Genomic DNA, 20632 nt, shown 5'->3' with positions numbered 1-20632 from the left:
CCTCCCTTATTTTTTAGCGTTCTCCCTTTTATCTAAATTAAAAAGTGAGTCGCTCTATAACCATTCTTCCCATACCCGCAAAGAAGAAAACCTAAACTTCTTTGAAATCTAAAAAAGAGCAAACTCTAAAAGAGTATGCTCGCTAACTTTTATAATAATCTTTTTGATATTGAATAAGCTCTGACTCTGAACAATAAACAAAATGACCATCAGCAACTTCTTGAAGTGAAGGTGTTTCATTTGTATAGTCATGCACTGTTACGTCATATGATTGTCTTACACGCGTTCGTTCAAAATCAGGATCTGGAAGCGGAATAGCTGATAAAAGGGCTTTTGTGTATGGATGTATTGGATTACGATACAACTCTTCACTTGTTGCAAGCTCAACGATTTTTCCAAAGTACATTACCGCAATTCGATCACTAATATATTTGACCATTGATAAATCATGAGCGATAAACAAATATGTTAGTCCACGCTCACGCTGCAGTTTTTTCAATAAGTTTACAACTTGAGCTTGAATTGATACATCAAGAGCTGAGATTGGTTCATCTGCAATAATAAACTCAGGTTCAACAGCAAGCGCTCGTGCAATACCGATTCTTTGACGTTGTCCACCGCTAAATTCATGCGGGTAGCGGTTTGCATGTTCTCTATTTAATCCAACTGTATTTAGAAGACTATACACTCTTTCCATACGATCTTTTCGATTTTTCGCTAATCCATGGATATCGATGCCTTCTGCAATAATATCGCCAACGGTCATACGTGGATTAAGGGACGCATAAGGATCTTGGAAAATCATTTGCATTTTTCGGTTGAACTGCAATAACTCTGAGCGTGATTTTTTGCCGTGAACATCATTTCCTTCGTAAAGAACTTTTCCATCTGTTGCATTATAAAGTCTAATGATACTTCTACCTGTTGTTGACTTTCCGCACCCAGACTCTCCTACAAGCCCAAGCGTTTCTCCTTTATAAATATCAAATGTAATCCCGTCAACAGCCTTTACCGTTCCTTTGGAAGATGGGAAATGCTGTTTTAAATTTTGAATTTCAAGCAGTTTCTCAGCCATTTTGCTCACCTTCCTCAATTAATACTGGGTTATCGTAACTTGTATTAAGGGCTTTAATGCGTTTTTGAACAGCAAGTGGTGGTTCAACTTTTGGTGCATCTGGATGTAAAAGCCATGTCTTTGCATAGTGTGTGTCTGACACTTTGAACATTGGTGGTTCTTGTTCAAAATCAATTTTCATCGCATATGAACTTCTTAGCGCAAAAGCATCTCCTTTTGGTGGATTAATCAAGTCTGGAGGTGTGCCAGGAATAGCTAGAAGCTCTGTTTGTGCATCGTTATCAAGGCTTGGCATTGAAGCAAGCAGTCCCCATGTGTATGGATGCTTTGGATTATAGAAAATCTCATCGACTGTTCCTGTTTCCACAATTTGCCCTGCATACATAACCGCTACTCTGTCTGCTACGTTAGCAACAACTCCAAGATCATGCGTGATGAAAATAATGGCTGTGTCAATTTTCTTTTGTAAATCTTTCATAAGCTCTAAAATTTGAGCTTGAATGGTTACATCAAGTGCTGTTGTTGGCTCATCCGCAATCAACAACTTCGGTTTTGCAGCAAGCGCAATGGCGATAACAACGCGCTGTCTCATTCCACCGCTGAATTCATGAGGATATTGATTGACTCGTTTTTCAGGCATTGGAATCCCGACAAGCTCTAATAACTCAATTGCACGCTTTTTTGCATTCTCTTTTGAGATTTTTTCATGTTTAAAAAGAACTTCTGTAATTTGTTTTCCAACTTTCATTGTTGGGTTAAGAGCTGTCATTGGGTCTTGAAAAATCATCCCGATATCTTTTCCACGGATAGCCTGCATTTGTTTTTCTGTTTTTGGAACGATATCATCTCCATCAAGCAATATCTCCCCATTTTTAATAAAACCAGGAGGCATTGGGATGAGTTTCATAATTGTTTGTGATGTTACACTTTTTCCTGATCCAGATTCCCCTACAATCGCAAGTGTTTCACCTTTATCCAAATGAAAATTCACGCCTCGAATCGCTTGAACTTCCCCGCCGTATGTTTTAAATGATACTGATAAGTTTTTCACTTCTAGTAAATGTGACATCTTTCACCCTCCCTTATTTTCTTTGTTTTGGATCTAACGCATCACGCAGTCCGTCTCCAATTACGTTAAATGCAAAAATCGTTAAGCAAATAAACGTGGCTGGGAAAAGCAAACGCCATGGATAGTATTCAAGGGCTGGTACTCCTTCTGTTGCCATTGTTCCCCAACTTGCTAATGGAGCTGGAACCCCAAGGCCAAGATAGCTTAGAAATGCTTCTGTGAAAATAGCGCTTGGAATCGTTAACGTCATTGTTACAAGAATAGGACCCATTGAGTTTGGAATAAGGTGTTTAAACAATAAGCGACTTGTTTTTGCCCCTAATGTTTGAGAAGCAAGCACAAACTCTTGGTTTTTTAATTGGAGGACTTGCCCACGTACAATACGAGCCATATTAATCCATCCTGTAATCGACATTGCAATAATCATTGGAAGCAGTCCTTTATCCAAAATAACCATTAAAAGAACAACCATTAAAAGATAAGGAATTGCCCATAAAATATCTGCAATTCGCATCATTGCTTCATCGGTTTTCCCACCGCGAAAACCTGCAATACTTCCCCAAATCACCCCAATAATTAAATCAATAAAAGCAGCGGCAAGGCCGATGAAAAGAGAAATACGTGCACCTTCCCATGTTCTGACGAAAATATCTCGTCCAAGGTCATCCGTTCCAAACCAGTGCTCACTTGAAGGAGGTTGATTTGTATTTAATAAATTTGTTGTTTCATAGTCATATTTTGAAAATATCGGAGCAAAGATAGCCATTACTAAGAGAAGAATAATCAGCACTGTGCCAAACATTGCAAGCTTGTTCTCTCGATAGCGAAGAAAAGCGTCTTTCCAAAATGATAGACTCGGCTTCGAAATTTTCTCAGCCTCATTATGATTAGTAGATACAGGTTCAAACATCTCTTTTGGAATTTGTTGCATGAGTTAAGCTCCTTTCTTCGCTTTGGAGATTTTAATACGCGGATCAATAAATCCGTATAGAATATCAACAAGTAATACACACAATAGTAAGATGACACCGAAGAAGACGGTAACGCCCATGATCACTGTATAATCACGGTTTGTAATACTGTTAACGAAGTGAGCCCCAAGACCCGGAATTCCAAAGATATCTTCAATAACAAAACTTCCTGTTAATACTCCAGCAGTCATAGGTCCCATATACGTAATAACCGGAAGCATTGCATTACGAATGCCGTGCGTAATGGTTACTCTTGCTCTACTTAATCCTTTTGCTTTTGCTGTGCGGATATAATCGCTTCCTAGTACTTCAATCATGCTAGAACGAGTAAGTCGAGCAATAAATGCCATCGGAGTTGCAGCAAGGGCTAGCGTTGGTAAAAATGTATGTGCCCATGACTCCCACTGTGCAACAGGGAATAAACCTAGCTTCATGGCAAAGATATACTGAAGAGCAGCTGCCATAATAAAGCTTGGGATAGATATTCCAAGTACAGCAATAACAGCTACCGTATAATCCGGCCATTTATTATGATTTAATGCTCCAATAACTCCTAATAGCACTCCTAGCGCTAAAGCAAGTAGAATCGCTTCCATTCCTAAGGTGAAAGAAATTGGAAATCCTGAATTAATGAGGTCGTTTACTGTCTGACCTTTATACTTAAATGATGGACCAAAATCCCACTGTGCTACTGACACTAAGTAATCAAAGTATTGCTTATAAAGCGGCTGATCTAGACCATAATGTGCATTTAAGTTGGCTTCAATCTCAGGTGGGAGCTTTTTCTCTCCGGAAAACGGTCCCCCTGGTGCTGCTTGCATAAGGAAAAACGTAGCTGTCACAATAATCCATAGTGTAATAAGAATATAAACTAGTCTTTTTCCAATGTATCTTAACAAAGCACTACACCTCCACGGTTTGACAAATTTTGCGTTTTTCAGACAGAAAAGTATATGAGAACACGACTCTCATATACTTTCCGTCTTCAAACTATGAAATTACTTTTTATTCAAAGTAAGCCCATTTGAACTGTACATCACCAAGTCCTGATAAGACAGCTCCTTTTAAGTTTTTATCTTGCAGCCATGGGTTTGTATAGAAATAGATTGGTGCAATTGGTAACTCATCCATAATAATTTTTTCAGCGTCTTTTAGCATTTGTTCACGCTTTTTCGGATCTGTTTCTTGCGCAGAGTCAATTAGAAGTTTTTTGTATTCTGGATTTTCCCAATTCGTATCATTGTTTCCGCCTTCTTTATCACGATAAAGCTCAAGGAAGTTAATTGAATCGTTGAAGTCCGCAAGCCAGCCTAAACGTCCAATTTGATAGTTTCCGCTATGAAGTTTATCAATGTATACGTTCCACTCTGAGTTATCTAGCTCAACGTTAACACCAAGTTCTTTTTTCCACATTTCTTGGACTGCTTGCGCAATTTTAGCATGTGCGTCATCTGTGTTGTAAGAAAGGTTAATTTTCGGAAGTTCTGATGCGTCTTTAAGACCCATTTCTTTTAAACCTTTTTCAAGATATTCTTTTGCTTTTTTCACATCATGATCTTTGAAATAGCCTTTTTCATTATCTTTAAAACCTTCCATTGTTGGCGGTACAAGTGCCATTGCTGGAAGTTGTCCTGCCTGTGTTATTTCTTCTACAATTGCTTGACGGTTAATTGCGTAAGTTAATGCTTTACGAATATTAACATTGTCGAATGGTTTTTGTTCTGTATTAAACTTATACACATATACAGAGGCGATTGGTTCAACGTTCAATGAACCATCTTTCTCTAAACTAGGAATCGCTTCTGTTGGAAGAGATTCAAACGGAAGACCAGCCCAATCAATTTCACCTTTTTTGAACATGTTTAAGTTTGTTTGAGCATCTTTAACCATTGCCATTGTAATCTTTTTAAGTTTTACAGAATCCTTGTCCCAATATTGATCGTTCTTCTCTACTGTAATAGAACCGCCATGCTTCCATTTCGTCATTTTGAATGGTCCATTTGATACATAGTTCTCACTGGCATTTGTGTACCATTCAGGGTTTGCTTCAGCTACTTTTTTGTTGACTGGGTAATACGTGTAGAACGCTGTTAGCGATTCAAAGAACGGTGTTGGGTTTACAAGCTCAACTTGTAATGTTTTGTCGTCAACTGCTTTTACGCCAACATCATCAAGGCTTCCACCTTTTGTATTTGCTTCTTCTGCTCCTTTAATATAATAAAGCTGATAAGCATATTGTGATTGGTTGTTCGGATCTAATGCCCATTTCCAAGCATATTCGAAATCTCCTGCTGTTACAGGATCTCCGTTTGACCATTTCGCATCATCGCGAATTGTGAAAGTATATGTTTTTTTGTCTTCACTAGTTTCAATTTTTTCAGCCATCGCGTTTTCAGGTTTTCCATCTTTTCCAATACGCGTTAGCCCTTCAAATGTTTGTAATAAAACGTTACTTGATACACTATCATTTGCTAAACCAGGATGTAGTGAAAATGGCTCAGTTCCGATATTAATCTTCAACGTGTCCTTAGAACCATCATCACCTCCGTCTCCACCGCTTGAGGATTCTTTACTACCGAATCCACATGCGCTCAAGATAAGTGTAAAAACAAGTAGTAAACTTGTAAGCATTGCCCATCGTTTCTTTTGCACGATCGTTTCCCCCTTTTTCTATTTGTCAGCAATCACACGCATAAGTTCCTACTAATCTAAATTTTCAGAATAGGGACGGCATTAATTAGTAGATCTTTTAGTAGATAAAAGATGAATGGCTCATTATTCATTTTATTATGTAATGTTTTATAACATTGCGCTCATAAGGATGAATTGACCATTTATTTGTTCTTTTCTGAAAATTAAAATGTTGTAATGAACTTGTAAAATAACTGTGGATTACGTTTATTATAAATAGTTTAAAAATTTATTGCAATACTAATTTTCTATAATTTTCATAAAAAAAAAGAAGTTGTCAGATAGAAATTGCCAGCTAAACCCTATACCACTCTTGTGAAACAACCAACATATAGCTAGTTCACAATGTTTAGGAATCCGAAATGACTTTATCTAAAAAGCTTTTCACATATAGTATGGGAGATAATATTACACAAAAGTTTTATCATTTTGGAGTTTGGAGAATTCGAATCATTTATGTATAATAGAAGCAGAGATTTAATATCAGGCAATGAGAAAGAATAGTACATATGAAATGTGACTTTTTCAGAGAGTTTGTGGTTGGTGTGAACAAACAGTTACTCATATGGAATGGACTTTTGAGCTTCTAAGTGCAAAGCTTAGACGTATTATTCAACGTTACTGAATACGAGCTGGCTTTTTAAAAGCAAGTAGGGTGGTACCGCGAACCGATTCGTCCCTAGTATTTACTAGAGATGAATCGGTTTTTTAGCGTTCAATAAAGAAAGGATGAAAAACAAATGGAAACTATTTTTTCAGGCATTCAGCCGAGCGGTTCCGTTACATTAGGGAACTACATTGGAGCAATGAAACATTTTGTAGACTTACAAGAGGAGTATAACTGTTATTTTTGTATTGTTGATCAGCATGCAATTACAGTTCCTCAGGATCGTCTAGCACTTCGCAAAAATATTCGCAGTTTAGCAGCTCTTTACGTATCAGTTGGGATTGATCCAACCAAATCAACGCTGTTTATTCAATCAGAAGTTCCAGCACATACTGAAGCTGGATGGTTGCTACAATGCGTTGCTTATATTGGAGAACTTGAAAGAATGACACAGTTCAAAGATAAATCAGCTGGAAAAGAAGCCGTTTCTGCAGGACTGCTCACATATCCACCATTGATGGCTGCAGATATCTTACTTTATGGAACAGATGTTGTACCTGTTGGTGAAGACCAAAAGCAGCATATTGAATTAACACGTGATTTAGCAGAGCGGTTTAATAGAAAACACAATGATATCTTCACAATTCCAGAACCGCGTATTCCTAAAGTAGGTGCACGCGTTATGTCACTAGCAGATCCAACTAGAAAAATGAGCAAATCAGATCCAAACCAAAAAGCTTTTATTACGTTGCTTGATGAGCCAAAACAAATTGAGAAAAAAATTAAAAGTGCTGTAACAGACTCAGAAGGAATCGTAAAATATAATCGCGAAGAAAAACCAGGCATTTCAAATTTACTTGGCATCTATTCTATCCTTGGGAATAAAACAATTGCAGAACTCGAAGCTCAATATGAAGGGAAAAACTACGGTGAGTTCAAAAGTGATTTAGCACAAGTTGTAATTGACGCTCTTGCTCCTATCCAGAAACGCTATTACGAACTTATTGATTCAAAAGAACTTGATGACATTTTAGATCAAGGTGCTGAAAAAGCGAATAAAACAGCAAATAAAACGCTTAGAAAAATGCGTAATGCAATGGGAATTGGACGCAAACGCTAAAAAAAGGCTGCAAATGCAGCCTTTTTTAATTCACCTTTGATTCTTGTTCCATTTCCCACAGTTTTTCAAAGAATGGTTGTCCTTTTACAAGTCGTTCACATAGTAAAAGGTGTCGTCCTGACCATCCTTCTTTTGTTTCTTCGTAAAGTCGCTCCCAGACTTCGTTAAAAGCCATTGTTTGAATTACTTCATATTCACTTGGATTCCACTCTGTATACCAGTAGCGAAGCTGAGCTGTATTCTTTGATGTATGTAGTTGATCTAAAGCCATAAAAAGAAGTTGCTTAAGCTGTCTTTCTTTTCGCGTTAAGCCATTCATTAATATAGGAGACGGCGATAAAATATGATGTTCCTTTTTTAAGAGCTGTTCTTTATCGAATTGGAAGAAAAGTTCATTTTCGTCTTTCACCATCTCATAGACAATTTGCTCTTGCCTTGGAATAAGGCGACTTTTGCGAATTGGGATTTGATATCCCATTGTATCAATAGCTAAAATATTTTTCCCATCTGTTACAATAAAACAATAGTCCATTTGAATGCGTTCATGATTTTTTCTGATATATGCTTTTTGATAGATATCAGATAGAAGCTGCTCTGGAAGCTCGGCTAAGTCGTTTTCAATATAATCAAAAAGCAGAGAATTAATTTTAAGAAGCGGAGCCTGATCTAATAACTCTACAGTATCTTCTTTTCTCCATTCATGAAATGAACATACATTGTAACCATTTTCTTCACCCTCAAACCAATTGACCCATACGTCATGAAGATATAGCATTTTTATCCCTCGCTTTATCACGGTTTATTAAAAATCAGTATAGGCATAGAAAACTCTTTTTATTCTATTTCAACACATATTTTATCCAACATTCCTCTACATTTTTCGATATATGAAAGAGAAGAAATGTATTTTAAAGGTTTAAGAAGATACTTCCAAAGAGAAAGGTAATATTAAAAAGACTCCAACTTACTTACTACCTTTGTAATAAAATTCCCCCCTCTACTCTTCTATAAAACGCTGTTTTTAAAGTTTTATGAAAAGTTTTCCTCAGCCCACTTTGACTTTTCTAGTATGCTCTGCCCGTCTAAAAAAAATAAATCCTTCATTTTGTACGATTGGTTTGAAAGTAGAGTTTGAACAATTTGAAAACCAACATGGTACCCAACCATCCTTGGCATAAATCCCCCTCCAACAAGCAATTGATCATGAGCTCGCTCTCTTCTTTTTATATGTAGAGAAGGTTTAATTACCTTTTTAAACAAATGATGAGCTTGTTTTTCTGTATAGTATGAAGCCCAAGAAGAAACATAGTCTTCTCCAACGTATTCTTGAACAGCAGACTCCGCAAGTCCTTCCATTATAATAGAATCAATAAGTGTATAGTTTTCTTCTTTTTTATTTATTTTGTGTAATCGACATACATGGTGATATTCGTGTACAAGAACTGCCTGAATCTCTTTTAAAGGTAAACTTTCGCTTAAGAAAAGAAACACTTTATCATTAAAGGCTAATCCTGATTTTCCACGCTGCGTGCGAACCATCTTTTTCTTCATTACGTCTAGTGGTGCAAGAAAAAAGGGAACGTTTGGACCTTCCCATTCTTTTTGCAATTCCTTATACGTTTTCTTAATACATAAAAGCACTTCTTTTGAAAAAATAGGACGTATCTTTTCCTTTTCCCACTGAGAGATGGGAAGCATTCCATTCCTCTGTAAAAGAGTTAAGATGTGCTGGTTGTCATATCCTTTAAAAAAAGGGATGAGCTTTGAAACTACTTGCTCCTTTTCCCATTCATACATCTTCATAACCTGCATATTTTAAGTCTCCTTTATGCTTTTATGACATCATATGCAGGGAAAAGGAAAATGCACAAAAAAGCGCTCTTTCATTTAATGTTGAAAGAGCACTTTGAAGTCTAGCCTTTATTGATATTTTTTAAAGATAAGAGTTGCATTGTGACCACCAAAACCAAGTGAGTTACTTAATACTGCGTTCACTTCTTGAGAACGAGCTTCATTTGGTACGTAGTCTAAATCACAGTCTTCATCAGGAGTTTGATAGTTAATTGTTGGTGGGATAATGCTATCTTCAATCGTTTTCACACTAAAGATTGCTTCAATTCCACCAGCAGCTCCAAGTAAGTGACCTGTCATTGATTTTGTTGAGCTAATGGCAAGTTTTTTAGCATGTTCACCAAACACTTCTTTAATTGCCATTGTTTCATATTTATCGTTATACTCTGTACTTGTACCGTGTGCATTAATATAATCAATATCTTCAGGTTTCAATCCTGCATTTTCAAGAGCCATACGCATTGCGCGAGCTCCACCTTCTCCGCCTGGAGCTGGAGCAGTGATATGATGCGCATCTCCTGTTGCACCATAACCAACAATTTCAGCATAAATGTGAGCACCGCGAGCAAGTGCATGCTCAAGCTCTTCTAGCACAAGAATTCCAGCGCCTTCTCCCATGATAAAACCATCGCGGTCACTATCAAATGGACGGCAAGCTGTTTTTGGGTCTGGATTTGTTGATAAAGCCTTGTTTGCACAGAAACCAGCTAGTGACATTCGTGTAATTGGCGCTTCTGTTCCTCCTGTAACCATCGCATCAGCATCACCGCGTTGAATAACTTTGAATGCATCTCCAATAGAGTTTGTGCCTGTAGCACAAGCTGTAACAGTACACGAGTTAAATCCTTTCGCTCCAAGAGCAATTGATACTTGGCCTGCTGCCATATCTGGAATCATCATTGGTACAAAGAAAGGACTCACACGGCGCGCGCCTTTTTCTGTTAATGTTGTGAACTGGTTTTCAAATGTCTCCATTCCACCGATACCAGAACCAATCCATACTCCAACGTTTGGAGCAATCTCTTCTGTAATTTCAAGCTTTGCATCTTCAACAGCCATAAGTGAAGCAGCAACAGCATATTGAGTAAAGCGATCCATCTTTCGAGCTTCACGACGATCCATATATTTTTCAACTTCAAAGTCTTTTACTTCCGCCGCTACTTTTGCAGAGAACTCTTCTTTATCGACTCTTGTTAGTTCTCCAATTCCTGATACACCTTTAATAGCATTTTCCCATGATGTTTTAGCATCATTCCCTAGTGGTGTTAAAGCCCCAACACCCGTAACAACAACACGACGTTTCATGTAGACATCTCCTTTTCTTTCATTTCAAACCTTAAAATAAAGAATTTTCTATAAAAAGCTTATCTTCCCCAACGCATAGCGATCGCGCCCCATGTTAACCCGCCGCCAAAACCAACCATAACTAACACATCATCATCTTTAATCTTCCCTTGTTCTAGCTCTTCAACAAGAGAAATAGGAATAGAAGCTGCTGATGTATTTCCGTAAAGGTTCACAGTCTTAGACATCTTCTCCTCAGGAAGATCAAGACGCTGACGAGCAGATTCCATAATGCGAATATTTGCTTGGTGTGGAACTAAAAAGTCCACATCTTCTTTTGATAAACCTGCTTTTTCAATTACATTTACTGCAGATTCTCCCATTTGACGAACAGCGAATTTGAATACTTCTCTACCGTTCATAAAAATAAAATCTTTTTGTTTTTGATAAAGGTGTTTTCCACCTGTTCCATCTGCTCCAAGCTCAAAAGATAAAATTCCTCTTCCTTCTGATACTGGTCCAATCACAGCTGCCCCTGCTCCATCTCCAAACAAAACAGCCGTATTACGATCATTCCAATCAGTAATAGAGGAAAGCGTCTCAGCTCCGATAACAAGAATATTTTTGTACGCATTTGTTTCAATAAATTGTTTTGCAGTGATCACACCATACATAAACCCTGCACAAGCAGCACTAATATCTAACGCTGCTGCACGAGTTGCACCAAGTCGCTCTTGAATCATACAAGAAACTGTTGGAAACGGCTGATCTGGCGTTACAGTTGATACAATAATCATATCAAGCTCTTCCGCTGTGATACCTGCGTCCTCTAGAGCTCTTACTGAAGCATGATAAGCCATATCCGATGTTTTTTCATTTTCTGCTACAATTCTACGCTGTTCAATTCCTGTTCTTGTGCGAATCCATTCATCAGATGTATCCACCATTTTTTCAAGATCATGGTTTGTGAGGATTTTTTCTGGTAAATAGCGCCCCATTCCAATTATTCCTGCATTCATATGAGCAACTCCTTTAAAAGAAAACTCTGTTATTTATCATTTACTATCATTTATTTTTTACACGCTCTCTATTATACAATAAAACTTTTAAGACATAAAAAAATCGCTTTGTTCTCGTCCCCATGAGACTGAACTGAGCAAAATAGCACTGTAATTTAATATCAATTATTATGACTTGGTACTAATTTTAAATTATTTTAGTGTATTTGTCCACTTCAATCTATACAACTCTCTTAAAAAGTTTAGTATTTATAGTTATTTGCCCTAAACCTTTCTAAGTTCCTATCATATAGTAATAATTGAGGATTGGGTAATTTAGTCAAAGGGAGGGGAAAGGTTTGGCAGATCGTGAAATGGACCATTTCTCTAAGCTTATGTTCGGTCATAGAGCACCAACAAAGGAAGAAAAAAAAGAGACTGAAGAACAAGATTTTGAATTCGAAGAAATACAAAAAGCAGACGCTGAAGAAACAAATTATTTTGAAGAATATGGGAATATGGAACTTTTTGAACAAATGTTTGAAATTATGGCTTCTTTAGAACGTGTGAAGCCTCTTTTAAAAGAAATTTCTCCTCTTTTTCTAAAGTGGTTAAACAAATAAACGTTCTAAGAAAAAACAGCTAAGAGTATACTCTTAGCTGCTTTTTTTATGCTTCTTCAGAATTTAGTGCATCTTGTTTACCAAGCTCATATGCTTCATTCATCACTTTTGTAAGCAATGACATAAACGGCTGAAGATGTTCGGCAGTAAGCTCTGCTCCTGTTTCATCTAAGAGCTGCTTTGCCTCAGGAAGATACTTCATTGCAATTTGCATGAACTGCATACCTTTTTCATCCATCTTATGTTCCTCTTTTCTATTTAACATTACTGTTTCTATCTTAACGAAAAAAAAGAAGAAACGCTACTTTTCATTTGGTAACTTCCCTGTCTTTTGATAAGTTTCAATATCTCTCTGTATTTTTTCTCGAAATGACTCATCTATATTCTGACTAAATTCCCCCATTGAAACAACTCCATCTTGGAAATCAAAGTAAGCATTCCCTGACTGCAACTCGCCTTTATCAAACTTCTCAGCTGCGACAACATAAAGGTGAGCAACATCCTGAACAGTACTTGTTAATACCGTATTTCCACCAAAATGGCTCTGATCAGAGATAAATCCAATTGAATAAAGGTTCCTTTCTTTCAATTCTTCAATAAGTGGAACATTATAACCGTCCCCTGCTGGATAGACAACATCAACATTTTTTTGAAGCATATTGTTAAGAATATGCGATGCTGCTTGCACATCGTCCCAGCTATGAACATAGCGAATATCAACATTTACTTTCTTATTCTGAAAAGCAGCTCCATCAGCAAACCCTTTTACCTCTGGCTGCCATGCGTACGCTGCAATGATTCCTACTTGATTTGTCTCCGTCATCTTTCCTGCTACCATGCCACCAAAAAACCCCATAGCATAAGCACTAAAATTCAAACTTGTTACATTATCCGCTTTTGCATCTCCATTAAACCCTACAAAATGCATATCAGGATACTTTTTTCCAAGCTTATTAAAGACAGGCGTATAAATATCACCATGCCCAAAGACTAAATTGACGCCTCTTTTATGAAATTCTTCTACCGCTTCTTCTATGAGACTCTCTGAATCTATTTTTTCTTTATAAAAAATATCAACACCAAACTCAGATTGAATACCGACAAGTCCTGTATAACCTTTCGTCCCCCATACCTGATCATTCACAGTACTTGGGATAAGCAAACCCACTTTTTCGATTTTATGTGGCTTATTGTCACACCCTGTTAAAAGCAAAAAAAGAAGGCATAGAAGCCCTAAACCTTTTTTCTTGTTATTCATTTCTCTCATTTACACCTTTCACTGCCCCGAGTCAAATGTTTAGTTCTCCTATATTCTACAACTTTGATAACCCTTTGTAAAAACCTATTTCCTCCATTAGATAAAAGGTTTTATTACTTTTCCAAAAACAGTAACTCTGTACTCTTTCTCTGTTTTTCAATTCCTTCTTCAACTTTTGTATAGGCAATATGATGGCCTTGACAAGAGATATGAGGGCTATTTTTATCTCCTTTTACTCCAACTAAGGACGCTGCTTTTTGCCATTGTCTCTTTTGACCTGAGACAAAATGGGAAAGAGGATCCAATTTATTTAGCTTACTCTCATCACTAAGTTCTAATGCAACGTCTTCTACATATAATAGATCTCGTTTGTCTTCCGAAATTTTAGAGATTTGATTTCCAAGGAAAGATTGCTGAAAAACCATTGACATAGGCTGTAATGGACCATAAAGCGTGGCACACCGCACAATATAACAATTTTTTTGGTTACAGTGATGTTGAAGCTTTTTTTCAAACTCATAATAAAGCTTACCAGCTGCTGTTGTCGGTTCTGGAAGCGTGCTTTTTTCAACAGTTCGCTGATGATCTCCGAAAACCTCTAGAGATGATGGGAAAATAAGTGGAATATGCTGGCGTTTACAAAAAGAAATAGTCTGTTTTAATGCATCATAAGCTTCAACAATTTTACCTCTTAAAAATGAACGTCTATAAAGATCTCCTCCATCTATGTACGTAAAATACACTGCTTCAATATTTTGATCTTCAAAAATTCTAGAAAGGTCTGTTACTTCTGTAAAATTTGCATTACGGCCATACATAAAAGACATTTCTTTTCGCACAATTCCTTCTGCAGGATGACCATCATGGATATATCCATAAACTTCTGCACCTTGTTCTAAGAAGATTTTTGTTAAATGAAAACCTAAAAATCGATTTGCACCAATAATAGCTACCTTTTTCATATGAAGGCTCCTTCTCTAGTATGATACTGTATCGTATGCATGAAATAAGCTTTGCAATACTGATTTATTTCCACTAAAAGAAGACCTTTTTAAAAAAGGTCTTCTTACTTTTATAGTTCTTGTTCCCAGCTCTTATAGAATGAACAAAGCGCTTTTGAAAATAAATACTGTTTCTCAGGCAAGTAAAAAGAAATTTCTACATTTCCTCCTTGCTCACCTTTCAATTTTTCATATTGCTTACTATGCTCAACAGAATACGGAGAAGAATTTCGTACATCGGCCCAAATTTTGGCTGGCACTTCGTTTTGATAATATTCAAGCCGCACATGATTTTCCATTGCCTCACGTGTTGTGGAACGTGTTAGATTATGTGCTTCACGATACTCTTTTTCAAGACGCTTTAAGAAAAAAGGATGTTTTTGAGCCTGCTTATAGTAAAGCTCAAAATCTAAACAAGGATTGAGAAAAGCAGCAGATCGAATCTCCTCAGACATTTCTTCCATCAATTGAAGAGCAAGAAGCCCTCCCATCCCTTCTGCTAATAAATGGACTTTCCGATTTAAAATCTCCTGACGCATAACAAGATGATAAAGCTGTCTTGCTAAACGAAAAGCTTTTATACTTCCCCAATTCGCTCCAAACAAGTTTGAATAAAACACTGTGTATCCTTTTTCAAGTAAGCAGTCTACCAGCCGTTCTCTCCCCTTATGCTGAGTCCATAAACTAGTTGAACCTTCTACAAAATGGTTGCTGTCTCCTAAAATTAAAATACCAAATCCATTTGGCTTTTCAGGAAGATGAATAACGTTCCATTGATTTTCAAGCATAAAGTAACGGCAATTCATAATGTTGTCCCCCGAATAGTTACTCTCTAACTTTAACAAGAAAGCAAAATGTTCTCTCGCTATGAACAGTCTATGAGAAAACAAGAGAAATGATAGGGAAGAGCGCCTAGTCTCTGCATTTTTTTAGTATCTGTTTTCTTTTTCATCTGTTTTAAAATGTTCAAAAAGTTTTTTTCTTTGCAATGATAATCCTCTAAAGGCTGTGGTACAATAGGAGCAAAAGCAGGAAGAATGAGGTGAGGAATTGAGAGTTATCGTATCTTTATTTTGGAGCTTTTTATTAGTAAACATGACAGCATATGTTGTAAATTCGATGCAAGGTGGTACATATAATTTTACCGTTGCTTCTATTTTATCTGTTGCTGTAACAGTACTAGTTATTATCCTAGGAGAAGCCCTTGGCACTGGTGAAGAAGAAAAAAGAAAAGTAGAACTTGGTAAAGAATAAAGCAGAGGATTAATCCTCTGCTTTTTATTTTGTAATGAAAAATTCGCCGTCTTGCATATCGAGAACGATATGATCATTATCTTGAATGGTTCCTTTAATAATTTCACGTGCAATTTTGGTTTCAATATTCTTTTGAATAAAACGTTTGAGAGGTCTTGCTCCGTACACAGGATCAAATCCTTCTTTCGCTACATACTTCTTAGCTTCATCTGTTAATTCAACAGAAATTTGACGATTTTGCAGTCGTTCGCTAAGCTCCTTTAACATTTTATCTACAATCCCTGTAATTTCGTGTACAGTAAGTGGCTTAAATAAAATTGTTTCATCAATACGATTTAAAAACTCTGGTCTAAAATGGGCTTGAAGCTCATTCATGACGCTTCCACGCGCGCTTTCTGTCAGCTTACCGTCTTCTAATCCTTCTAGAAGATAATGTGATCCAATATTTGATGTCATAATAATTACTGTATTTTTAAAATCAACGGTTTTTCCGCGAGAATCTGTTATACGCCCATCATCAAGCATTTGTAATAGAACATTAAATACTTCTGGATGAGCTTTTTCAATTTCATCAAGCAAAATAACAGAATAAGGCTTACGACGCACTGCTTCTGTTAATTGTCCACCTTCTTCATATCCCACATATCCAGGAGGAGCTCCGATTAAACGAGAAACAGCGTGCTTTTCCATATACTCTGACATATCAATGCGAATCATTTGGTCTTCACTGTCAAACAAGCTTTGAGCAAGCGCTTTTGCAAGCTCTGTTTTTCCTACCCCTGTTGGCCCTAAAAAGATAAAAGAACCAATTGGTTTACTAGGGTCTTTCACACCAGCTCTTGCACGTAGCACGGCGTCTGTGACAAGTTCGATAGCTTCACTTTGTCCCACTACACGCTCTTCTAGGATAGATTCTAAGCGAAGCAGTTTCTCTCTTTCTCCTTCAACAAGCTTGACAACTGGAATTCCTGTCCATCTTCCTACTATCTCGGCAATTTCTTCTTCCGTTACTTCCTCTCGGAGCAAGCTGTGTTCTTCTCTTTCACTCATTTGTTTTTCAAGAGACGCTAGCTCTTTTTCAAGCTGAGGGATTTGGCCATGTCTTAGCTCCGCTGCTTTTTCTAAATTGTAAGCTCCTTCAGCTTCCTCTAGATCACGGCGAGCTTTTTCAAGACGCTCTCTCACTTCTTGAAGTGACTCAATATCTCCCTTTTCCTTTTCCCATTGAAGACGCATTGATTTAGATGATTCTTCTAAGTCTGCTAGCTCTTTTTCAAGAATGCTGAGACGTTCTTGGCTTATGCTATCTTTTTCTTTACTTAAAGCTGCCTTTTCAATTTCAAGCTGCATAATGCGTCGGGTCACTTCATCAAGCTCAGCAGGCATTGAATCAATTTCTGTTCGAATTGTTGCACATGCTTCATCAATTAAATCAATGGCTTTATCAGGTAAAAAACGGTCTGAAATATAACGATCTGAAAGCGTTGCTGCTTCAACAAGCGCTCTATCGTGAATATTGACTCCGTGATGAATTTCAAAACGTTCTTTTAATCCACGTAAAATTGAAATCGTATCTTCAACAGTTGGCTCTGCTACTTGAACTTGTTGAAATCTTCGTTCAAGTGCAGCATCTTTTTCGATATATTGACGATACTCATCAAGGGTTGTCGCCCCAATACAGTGAAGTTCACCACGAGCAAGCATGGGTTTAAGGAGATTACCAGCATCCATTGCACCCTCTGTTTTACCAGCTCCAACAATTGTATGAAGCTCATCAATGAAAAGTAAAATACGACCATCGCTTTTCTTAATTTCTTGAAGAACAGCTTTTAATCTTTCCTCAAACTCTCCTCTAAACTTCGCCCCTGCAACAAGCGCTCCAAGATCAAGGGAAAAGATCGTTTTATCTTTAAGCCCCTCAGGTACATCCTTGCGTACAATTCTCTGCGCTAATCCTTCCACAATCGCTGTTTTCCCTACTCCAGGTTCTCCAATAAGCACAGGGTTGTTTTTCGTTTTTCGGGATAAAATCCGGATAACACGACGAATTTCTGCATCTCTTCCAATGACAGGATCAACTTTCCCTTCGCGTACTTCTTGAACAAGATCACGTCCATATTTCTCAAGCACTTCATATGTGCTTTCAGGATTTTGACTATTCACGTGTGAATCACCTCTTATTGCTTTCACAACTTGTAAAATTTCTTTTTCGGTTAGGTTATATTTTAAAAATAAGTCTTTAATTTCTTTTTGTTCGTCTTCTGCTAATGAAAGTACAATATGTTCTACTGAAATGTAGGCATCTTTAAAAGCTTCCGCTTTCTTTTCTGCTCGTTGTAAAAGAGCCGAAAAAGAGCTCGTAATATAAATGGACCCCCCTTGAGCTCCTGATCCTGTTATAACAGGTTTCCGCTCAACAGCTTTTTCAACGTCAATTCTAAAGTCCGTTACTGAAATATTCAATTTTTCCAATATGCGCTGTGCTATTCCCTCTCTGTCTTCTAAAAGAGCCGATAGCATATGAATAAGATCAATTTGTTGATGCTGTTTTTCAATTACAAGATTTTGTGCACGCTGAATGGCTTCCTGCACTTTCCCTGTCATTGAATTCATATCCATTTAAATCACACACCATTTCACTAATTTGACTTTCTTTGACCTTTAGTAATAGTATATAAATTTTTTCTTTTTAGAACAACTAGAATGCTTAGATTTTCATGCCTGCTTCTTCAAATGTCATCATATCTTCATTCATAAATGTTGCTGCTTCAATAATGTTAAAAGAAAGAGCTGCACCGCTTCCTTCTCCAAGACAAAGTCCTAGTTCCAGCAAAGGTTTAAATCCTAAAAACTCGGCCGCTGCTTTTGCTCCTTGCTCCATTGATAAATGAGCAGGAATTAAATAAGGAAGAACTTTAGGTTCAATGGCATGGGCAATAAGGGCTGCTGATGTTGAAATAAATCCATCCACAACAACAGGAATTTTCCGCGCTGCACCGGCTAACATAACTCCTGCCATTGCCCCAATCTCAAATCCGCCAATCTTCGCTAAAACGTCCACCCCATCATTTTTATTAGGCTTATGTCGTTGAATTGCTTTTTTAATAACAAGTGCTTTATGTGACAACTTTGTTGTTGAAAGGTTTGCTCCTACCCCTGTTACTTCCTCTGGATCTTTCCCTGTAAAAAGAGATACAATGGCGGAACTTGGAGTTGTATTAGCAATCCCCATTTCTCCTGTGCCAAGCAAGTTTTTCCCTTGCTCAATTTGTTCATTAGCAAGAAGAATACCGACCTCAAGTGCCGCTACTGCTTGCTGCCTTGTCATCGCAGCTTCCCTTCTAATATTTCCTGTTCCATAAGCAATTTTATGGTTTCTAATAAGTGGATGATTGATATCCGCTGCGATACCTACATCTGCTACAACAACTTCTGCTCTAGCTTGTCTTGCTAAAGCACAAACTCCTGTAACTCCTTTAGTAAAAAGCTCTGTCTGTAAAGCCGTAATAGACTGAGGAAAAGCTGTTACTCCTTCTGAAAACACGCCATGATCTCCGGCCATTACGAGAACAACTTTTTTATCTACTTTTGGATGTAGAGTTCCAGTAATGCTTGCAAGCTGTATGTAGAGCTCTTCAAGTCTTCCTAAACTTTTTAATGGCTTAATAAGCGTGTCTACACGTTTGGTCGCTTCTTCCCTTTTATGTACATCAACTTCTGTAATGTTTTTTACTGTATTATTTAACATATTTATACGTGCCCCTTTCACTTCCATTTTAAACGAAAAAGGCAGAGCTCGCTTTAAAAAATAAAAGCGAGCTCCAACTGTTATGGTTTTCTCATATATGTCCAGTGACGGTCATCGTTTGACGTTTCAGGGAAACGATCGCCTGCTTTAAGCTTCAATTGCTTTGGATTATTTACATTGCTTCCTGTCTCACCGATTTCAATATATCGGCCATTGTTAGGAGCTTTTTGTCCTGGTGTAAAGTGTCGATTTTGACCCATTGTAAAACCTCCTTATAAGCTTTTCCGCCCTCTTAATATACCCTTTCTAAGCTTCATTACTACCTATTAAAAACTTCCATAGAAAAAACGGCCATATCGGCCGTTTTCTACATGTTTTCCAGCGCTTCCTCTATATGACGTTCACCAGATAAAATCTCAAATGTTTTATTTGTTACATATTCGTTTGTCAAAGATTCAATCAACACGTTTGCAACATCTGCTCTCGGAATGGAGCGGTCTTTCATATCTTCAATTTTTTCTTTTGCTTCGATTCGGCCATTTTCCTCATCATTAGAAAGTAGTCCAGGACGTACAATTACATAAGAAAGACTAGATTTCTGTAGATGCTCATCAGCAGAGCCTTTTGCTTCAAGGTAAACCTTCATATTTTGGTCTGATGTAGCATCTGAATTTCCCGCTCCCATTGAACTAAGCATAACAAAACGTTTTACTCCATGCTTTTCCGCTTGATCTATAAGTTGTTTCGCTCCCTCTTGATCAATAGCATATGTCTTATCCGGACCTGTTTTTGAACCTGATCCCGCTGTAAAAATGACGGCATCCATTCCTTTCACAGCATGCTCTATATCTTTTTCAAGATCAGCAATCACAAGCTCATCTGCTCCTAGTTGCTCCATTTTGGCTTTTTGTTCCTCTTTTCGAACCATTGCAACTGCTTTGTGTTCACTGCTTTTTCCTAGTTTTTCGACAAGAATATTTCCTGTAGTACCGTTTGCTCCAACAATAAGTACATTCATTGACCTTTCCATCCTCTCTACCCACAAAATGAATTTGTCCTTCTTTCTAGTGTTGAAGTTCCCG

20 protein-coding genes and 1 other annotated feature are annotated in these 20632 nt (G+C 37.4%); of the genes, 3 read left to right on the top strand and 17 right to left on the bottom strand.

Annotated features, from left to right (window positions below; all coding sequences use genetic code 11):
• Positions 1-142 precede the first annotated feature (142 nt).
• From ACK3CR_RS06025 to ACK3CR_RS06005, 5 genes are all read right to left on the bottom strand, one after another.
• On the bottom strand, positions 143-1084 hold the full coding sequence (locus ACK3CR_RS06025; RefSeq protein ID WP_276517205.1) for an ABC transporter ATP-binding protein: 942 nt from the start codon (positions 1082-1084) through the stop codon (positions 143-145).
• Positions 1068-2144, bottom strand: a complete 1077-nt coding sequence (locus tag ACK3CR_RS06020; protein ID WP_243514434.1) for an ABC transporter ATP-binding protein — start codon at positions 2142-2144, stop codon at positions 1068-1070. Before ACK3CR_RS06020 ends, ACK3CR_RS06025 begins: the two co-directional genes overlap by 17 nt.
• 13 nt (positions 2145-2157) lie before the next feature.
• Positions 2158-3075: an ABC transporter permease gene (locus tag ACK3CR_RS06015; RefSeq protein ID WP_019393834.1), complete on the bottom strand. Its 918-nt coding sequence runs from the start codon at positions 3073-3075 to the stop codon at positions 2158-2160.
• 3 nt (positions 3076-3078) lie between these two features.
• Positions 3079-4014 (bottom strand): ABC transporter permease, encoded by a 936-nt coding sequence (locus ACK3CR_RS06010; protein ID WP_019393835.1) that lies wholly within the window; start codon positions 4012-4014, stop codon positions 3079-3081.
• A gap of 106 nt (positions 4015-4120) precedes the next feature.
• Positions 4121-5746, bottom strand: a complete 1626-nt coding sequence (locus tag ACK3CR_RS06005) for a peptide ABC transporter substrate-binding protein (RefSeq protein ID WP_488975083.1) — start codon at positions 5744-5746, stop codon at positions 4121-4123.
• A 541-nt stretch (positions 5747-6287) separates the two neighbouring features.
• Positions 6288-6490 (top strand) — a binding site (T-box leader).
• A gap of 56 nt (positions 6491-6546) precedes the next feature.
• On the opposite strand from ACK3CR_RS06005, the gene trpS reads away from it, so the two are divergent.
• Positions 6547-7533: a tryptophan--tRNA ligase gene (trpS, locus tag ACK3CR_RS06000; protein WP_243514436.1), complete on the top strand. Its 987-nt coding sequence runs from the start codon at positions 6547-6549 to the stop codon at positions 7531-7533.
• Positions 7534-7558: 25 nt separating this feature from the next.
• Here the strand turns inward: trpS and ACK3CR_RS05995 are convergent, their stop codons facing one another.
• The 4 genes from ACK3CR_RS05995 to ACK3CR_RS05980 all read right to left on the bottom strand — a co-directional run bounded on the left by ACK3CR_RS05995 (position 7559) and on the right by ACK3CR_RS05980 (position 11687).
• Positions 7559-8308: a YjbA family protein gene (locus ACK3CR_RS05995; RefSeq protein ID WP_019393838.1), complete on the bottom strand. Its 750-nt coding sequence runs from the start codon at positions 8306-8308 to the stop codon at positions 7559-7561.
• Positions 8309-8562: 254 nt separating this feature from the next.
• Positions 8563-9345: a DUF2268 domain-containing putative Zn-dependent protease gene (locus ACK3CR_RS05990; protein ID WP_243514438.1), complete on the bottom strand. Its 783-nt coding sequence runs from the start codon at positions 9343-9345 to the stop codon at positions 8563-8565.
• 108 nt (positions 9346-9453) lie between these two features.
• Positions 9454-10689 (bottom strand): beta-ketoacyl-ACP synthase II, encoded by a 1236-nt coding sequence (gene fabF, locus ACK3CR_RS05985; protein WP_019393840.1) that lies wholly within the window; start codon positions 10687-10689, stop codon positions 9454-9456.
• Positions 10690-10748: 59 nt separating this feature from the next.
• Positions 10749-11687 carry a beta-ketoacyl-ACP synthase III gene (locus tag ACK3CR_RS05980; RefSeq protein ID WP_019393841.1) on the bottom strand — a complete coding sequence of 313 codons (939 nt, stop codon included), beginning with the start codon at positions 11685-11687 and terminating at the stop codon, positions 10749-10751.
• Between the two features lie 338 nt (positions 11688-12025).
• On the opposite strand from ACK3CR_RS05980, the gene ACK3CR_RS05975 reads away from it, so the two are divergent.
• Positions 12026-12289: a hypothetical protein gene (locus ACK3CR_RS05975; protein ID WP_243514443.1), complete on the top strand. Its 264-nt coding sequence runs from the start codon at positions 12026-12028 to the stop codon at positions 12287-12289.
• A 46-nt stretch (positions 12290-12335) separates the two neighbouring features.
• Here the strand turns inward: ACK3CR_RS05975 and ACK3CR_RS05970 are convergent, their stop codons facing one another.
• From ACK3CR_RS05970 to ACK3CR_RS05955, 4 genes are all read right to left on the bottom strand, one after another.
• Positions 12336-12527: a ComZ family protein gene (locus ACK3CR_RS05970; protein ID WP_019393843.1), complete on the bottom strand. Its 192-nt coding sequence runs from the start codon at positions 12525-12527 to the stop codon at positions 12336-12338.
• Between the two features lie 63 nt (positions 12528-12590).
• On the bottom strand, positions 12591-13547 hold the full coding sequence (locus ACK3CR_RS05965; RefSeq protein ID WP_328123098.1) for a BMP family ABC transporter substrate-binding protein: 957 nt from the start codon (positions 13545-13547) through the stop codon (positions 12591-12593).
• A gap of 113 nt (positions 13548-13660) precedes the next feature.
• On the bottom strand, positions 13661-14509 hold the full coding sequence (locus tag ACK3CR_RS05960) for an NAD-dependent epimerase/dehydratase family protein (RefSeq protein ID WP_328123099.1): 849 nt from the start codon (positions 14507-14509) through the stop codon (positions 13661-13663).
• A gap of 110 nt (positions 14510-14619) precedes the next feature.
• Complete coding sequence (locus ACK3CR_RS05955) at positions 14620-15354, bottom strand: alpha/beta fold hydrolase (protein WP_243514458.1); 735 nt, start codon at positions 15352-15354, stop codon at positions 14620-14622.
• 244 nt (positions 15355-15598) lie between these two features.
• On the opposite strand from ACK3CR_RS05955, the gene ACK3CR_RS05950 reads away from it, so the two are divergent.
• On the top strand, positions 15599-15802 hold the full coding sequence (locus ACK3CR_RS05950) for a YjzD family protein (RefSeq protein WP_019393847.1): 204 nt from the start codon (positions 15599-15601) through the stop codon (positions 15800-15802).
• Positions 15803-15826: 24 nt separating this feature from the next.
• Here the strand turns inward: ACK3CR_RS05950 and clpB are convergent, their stop codons facing one another.
• From clpB to ACK3CR_RS05930, 4 genes are all read right to left on the bottom strand, one after another.
• The gene (gene clpB, locus ACK3CR_RS05945; RefSeq protein WP_243514461.1) at positions 15827-18421 is read right to left on the bottom strand and encodes an ATP-dependent chaperone ClpB; all 2595 of its coding nucleotides are present in this window, start codon (positions 18419-18421) and stop codon (positions 15827-15829) included.
• A gap of 88 nt (positions 18422-18509) precedes the next feature.
• A complete protein-coding gene (gene cobT, locus ACK3CR_RS05940; protein ID WP_488975050.1) occupies positions 18510-19550 on the bottom strand; it encodes a nicotinate-nucleotide--dimethylbenzimidazole phosphoribosyltransferase in 1041 nt (346 codons plus the stop codon).
• An 80-nt stretch (positions 19551-19630) separates the two neighbouring features.
• On the bottom strand, positions 19631-19810 hold the full coding sequence (locus tag ACK3CR_RS05935; protein WP_019393850.1) for a YjzC family protein: 180 nt from the start codon (positions 19808-19810) through the stop codon (positions 19631-19633).
• A gap of 107 nt (positions 19811-19917) precedes the next feature.
• On the bottom strand, positions 19918-20568 hold the full coding sequence (locus ACK3CR_RS05930) for an SDR family oxidoreductase (protein ID WP_488975049.1): 651 nt from the start codon (positions 20566-20568) through the stop codon (positions 19918-19920).
• Positions 20569-20632: the final 64 nt, after the last annotated feature.

This window comes from Priestia sp. TRM10 (assembly GCF_057808375.1).
This window is presented reverse-complemented; position numbering and strand designations above follow the sequence as displayed.

What these genes read in the sequence shown, in the direction of transcription:
- ACK3CR_RS06020 (WP_243514434.1), bottom strand. Translation starts at nt 2,144, where the DNA reads ATGTCACATTTACTAGAAGTGAAAAACTTATCAGTATCATTTAAAACA.
- ACK3CR_RS06015 (WP_019393834.1), bottom strand. Translation starts at nt 3,075, where the DNA reads ATGCAACAAATTCCAAAAGAGATGTTTGAACCTGTATCTACTAATCAT.
- ACK3CR_RS06005 (WP_488975083.1), bottom strand. Translation starts at nt 5,746, where the DNA reads ATGCTTACAAGTTTACTACTTGTTTTTACACTTATCTTGAGCGCATGT.
- trpS (WP_243514436.1), top strand. Translation starts at nt 6,547, where the DNA reads ATGGAAACTATTTTTTCAGGCATTCAGCCGAGCGGTTCCGTTACATTA.
- ACK3CR_RS05995 (WP_019393838.1), bottom strand. Translation starts at nt 8,308, where the DNA reads ATGCTATATCTTCATGACGTATGGGTCAATTGGTTTGAGGGTGAAGAA.
- ACK3CR_RS05990 (WP_243514438.1), bottom strand. Translation starts at nt 9,345, where the DNA reads ATGCAGGTTATGAAGATGTATGAATGGGAAAAGGAGCAAGTAGTTTCA.
- fabF (WP_019393840.1), bottom strand. Translation starts at nt 10,689, where the DNA reads ATGAAACGTCGTGTTGTTGTTACGGGTGTTGGGGCTTTAACACCACTA.
- ACK3CR_RS05980 (WP_019393841.1), bottom strand. Translation starts at nt 11,687, where the DNA reads ATGAATGCAGGAATAATTGGAATGGGGCGCTATTTACCAGAAAAAATC.
- ACK3CR_RS05970 (WP_019393843.1), bottom strand. Translation starts at nt 12,527, where the DNA reads ATGGATGAAAAAGGTATGCAGTTCATGCAAATTGCAATGAAGTATCTT.
- ACK3CR_RS05965 (WP_328123098.1), bottom strand. Translation starts at nt 13,547, where the DNA reads ATGAATAACAAGAAAAAAGGTTTAGGGCTTCTATGCCTTCTTTTTTTG.
- ACK3CR_RS05960 (WP_328123099.1), bottom strand. Translation starts at nt 14,509, where the DNA reads ATGAAAAAGGTAGCTATTATTGGTGCAAATCGATTTTTAGGTTTTCAT.
- ACK3CR_RS05955 (WP_243514458.1), bottom strand. Translation starts at nt 15,354, where the DNA reads ATGAATTGCCGTTACTTTATGCTTGAAAATCAATGGAACGTTATTCAT.
- clpB (WP_243514461.1), bottom strand. Translation starts at nt 18,421, where the DNA reads ATGGATATGAATTCAATGACAGGGAAAGTGCAGGAAGCCATTCAGCGT.
- cobT (WP_488975050.1), bottom strand. Translation starts at nt 19,550, where the DNA reads ATGTTAAATAATACAGTAAAAAACATTACAGAAGTTGATGTACATAAA.
- ACK3CR_RS05935 (WP_019393850.1), bottom strand. Translation starts at nt 19,810, where the DNA reads ATGGGTCAAAATCGACACTTTACACCAGGACAAAAAGCTCCTAACAAT.
- ACK3CR_RS05930 (WP_488975049.1), bottom strand. Translation starts at nt 20,568, where the DNA reads ATGAATGTACTTATTGTTGGAGCAAACGGTACTACAGGAAATATTCTT.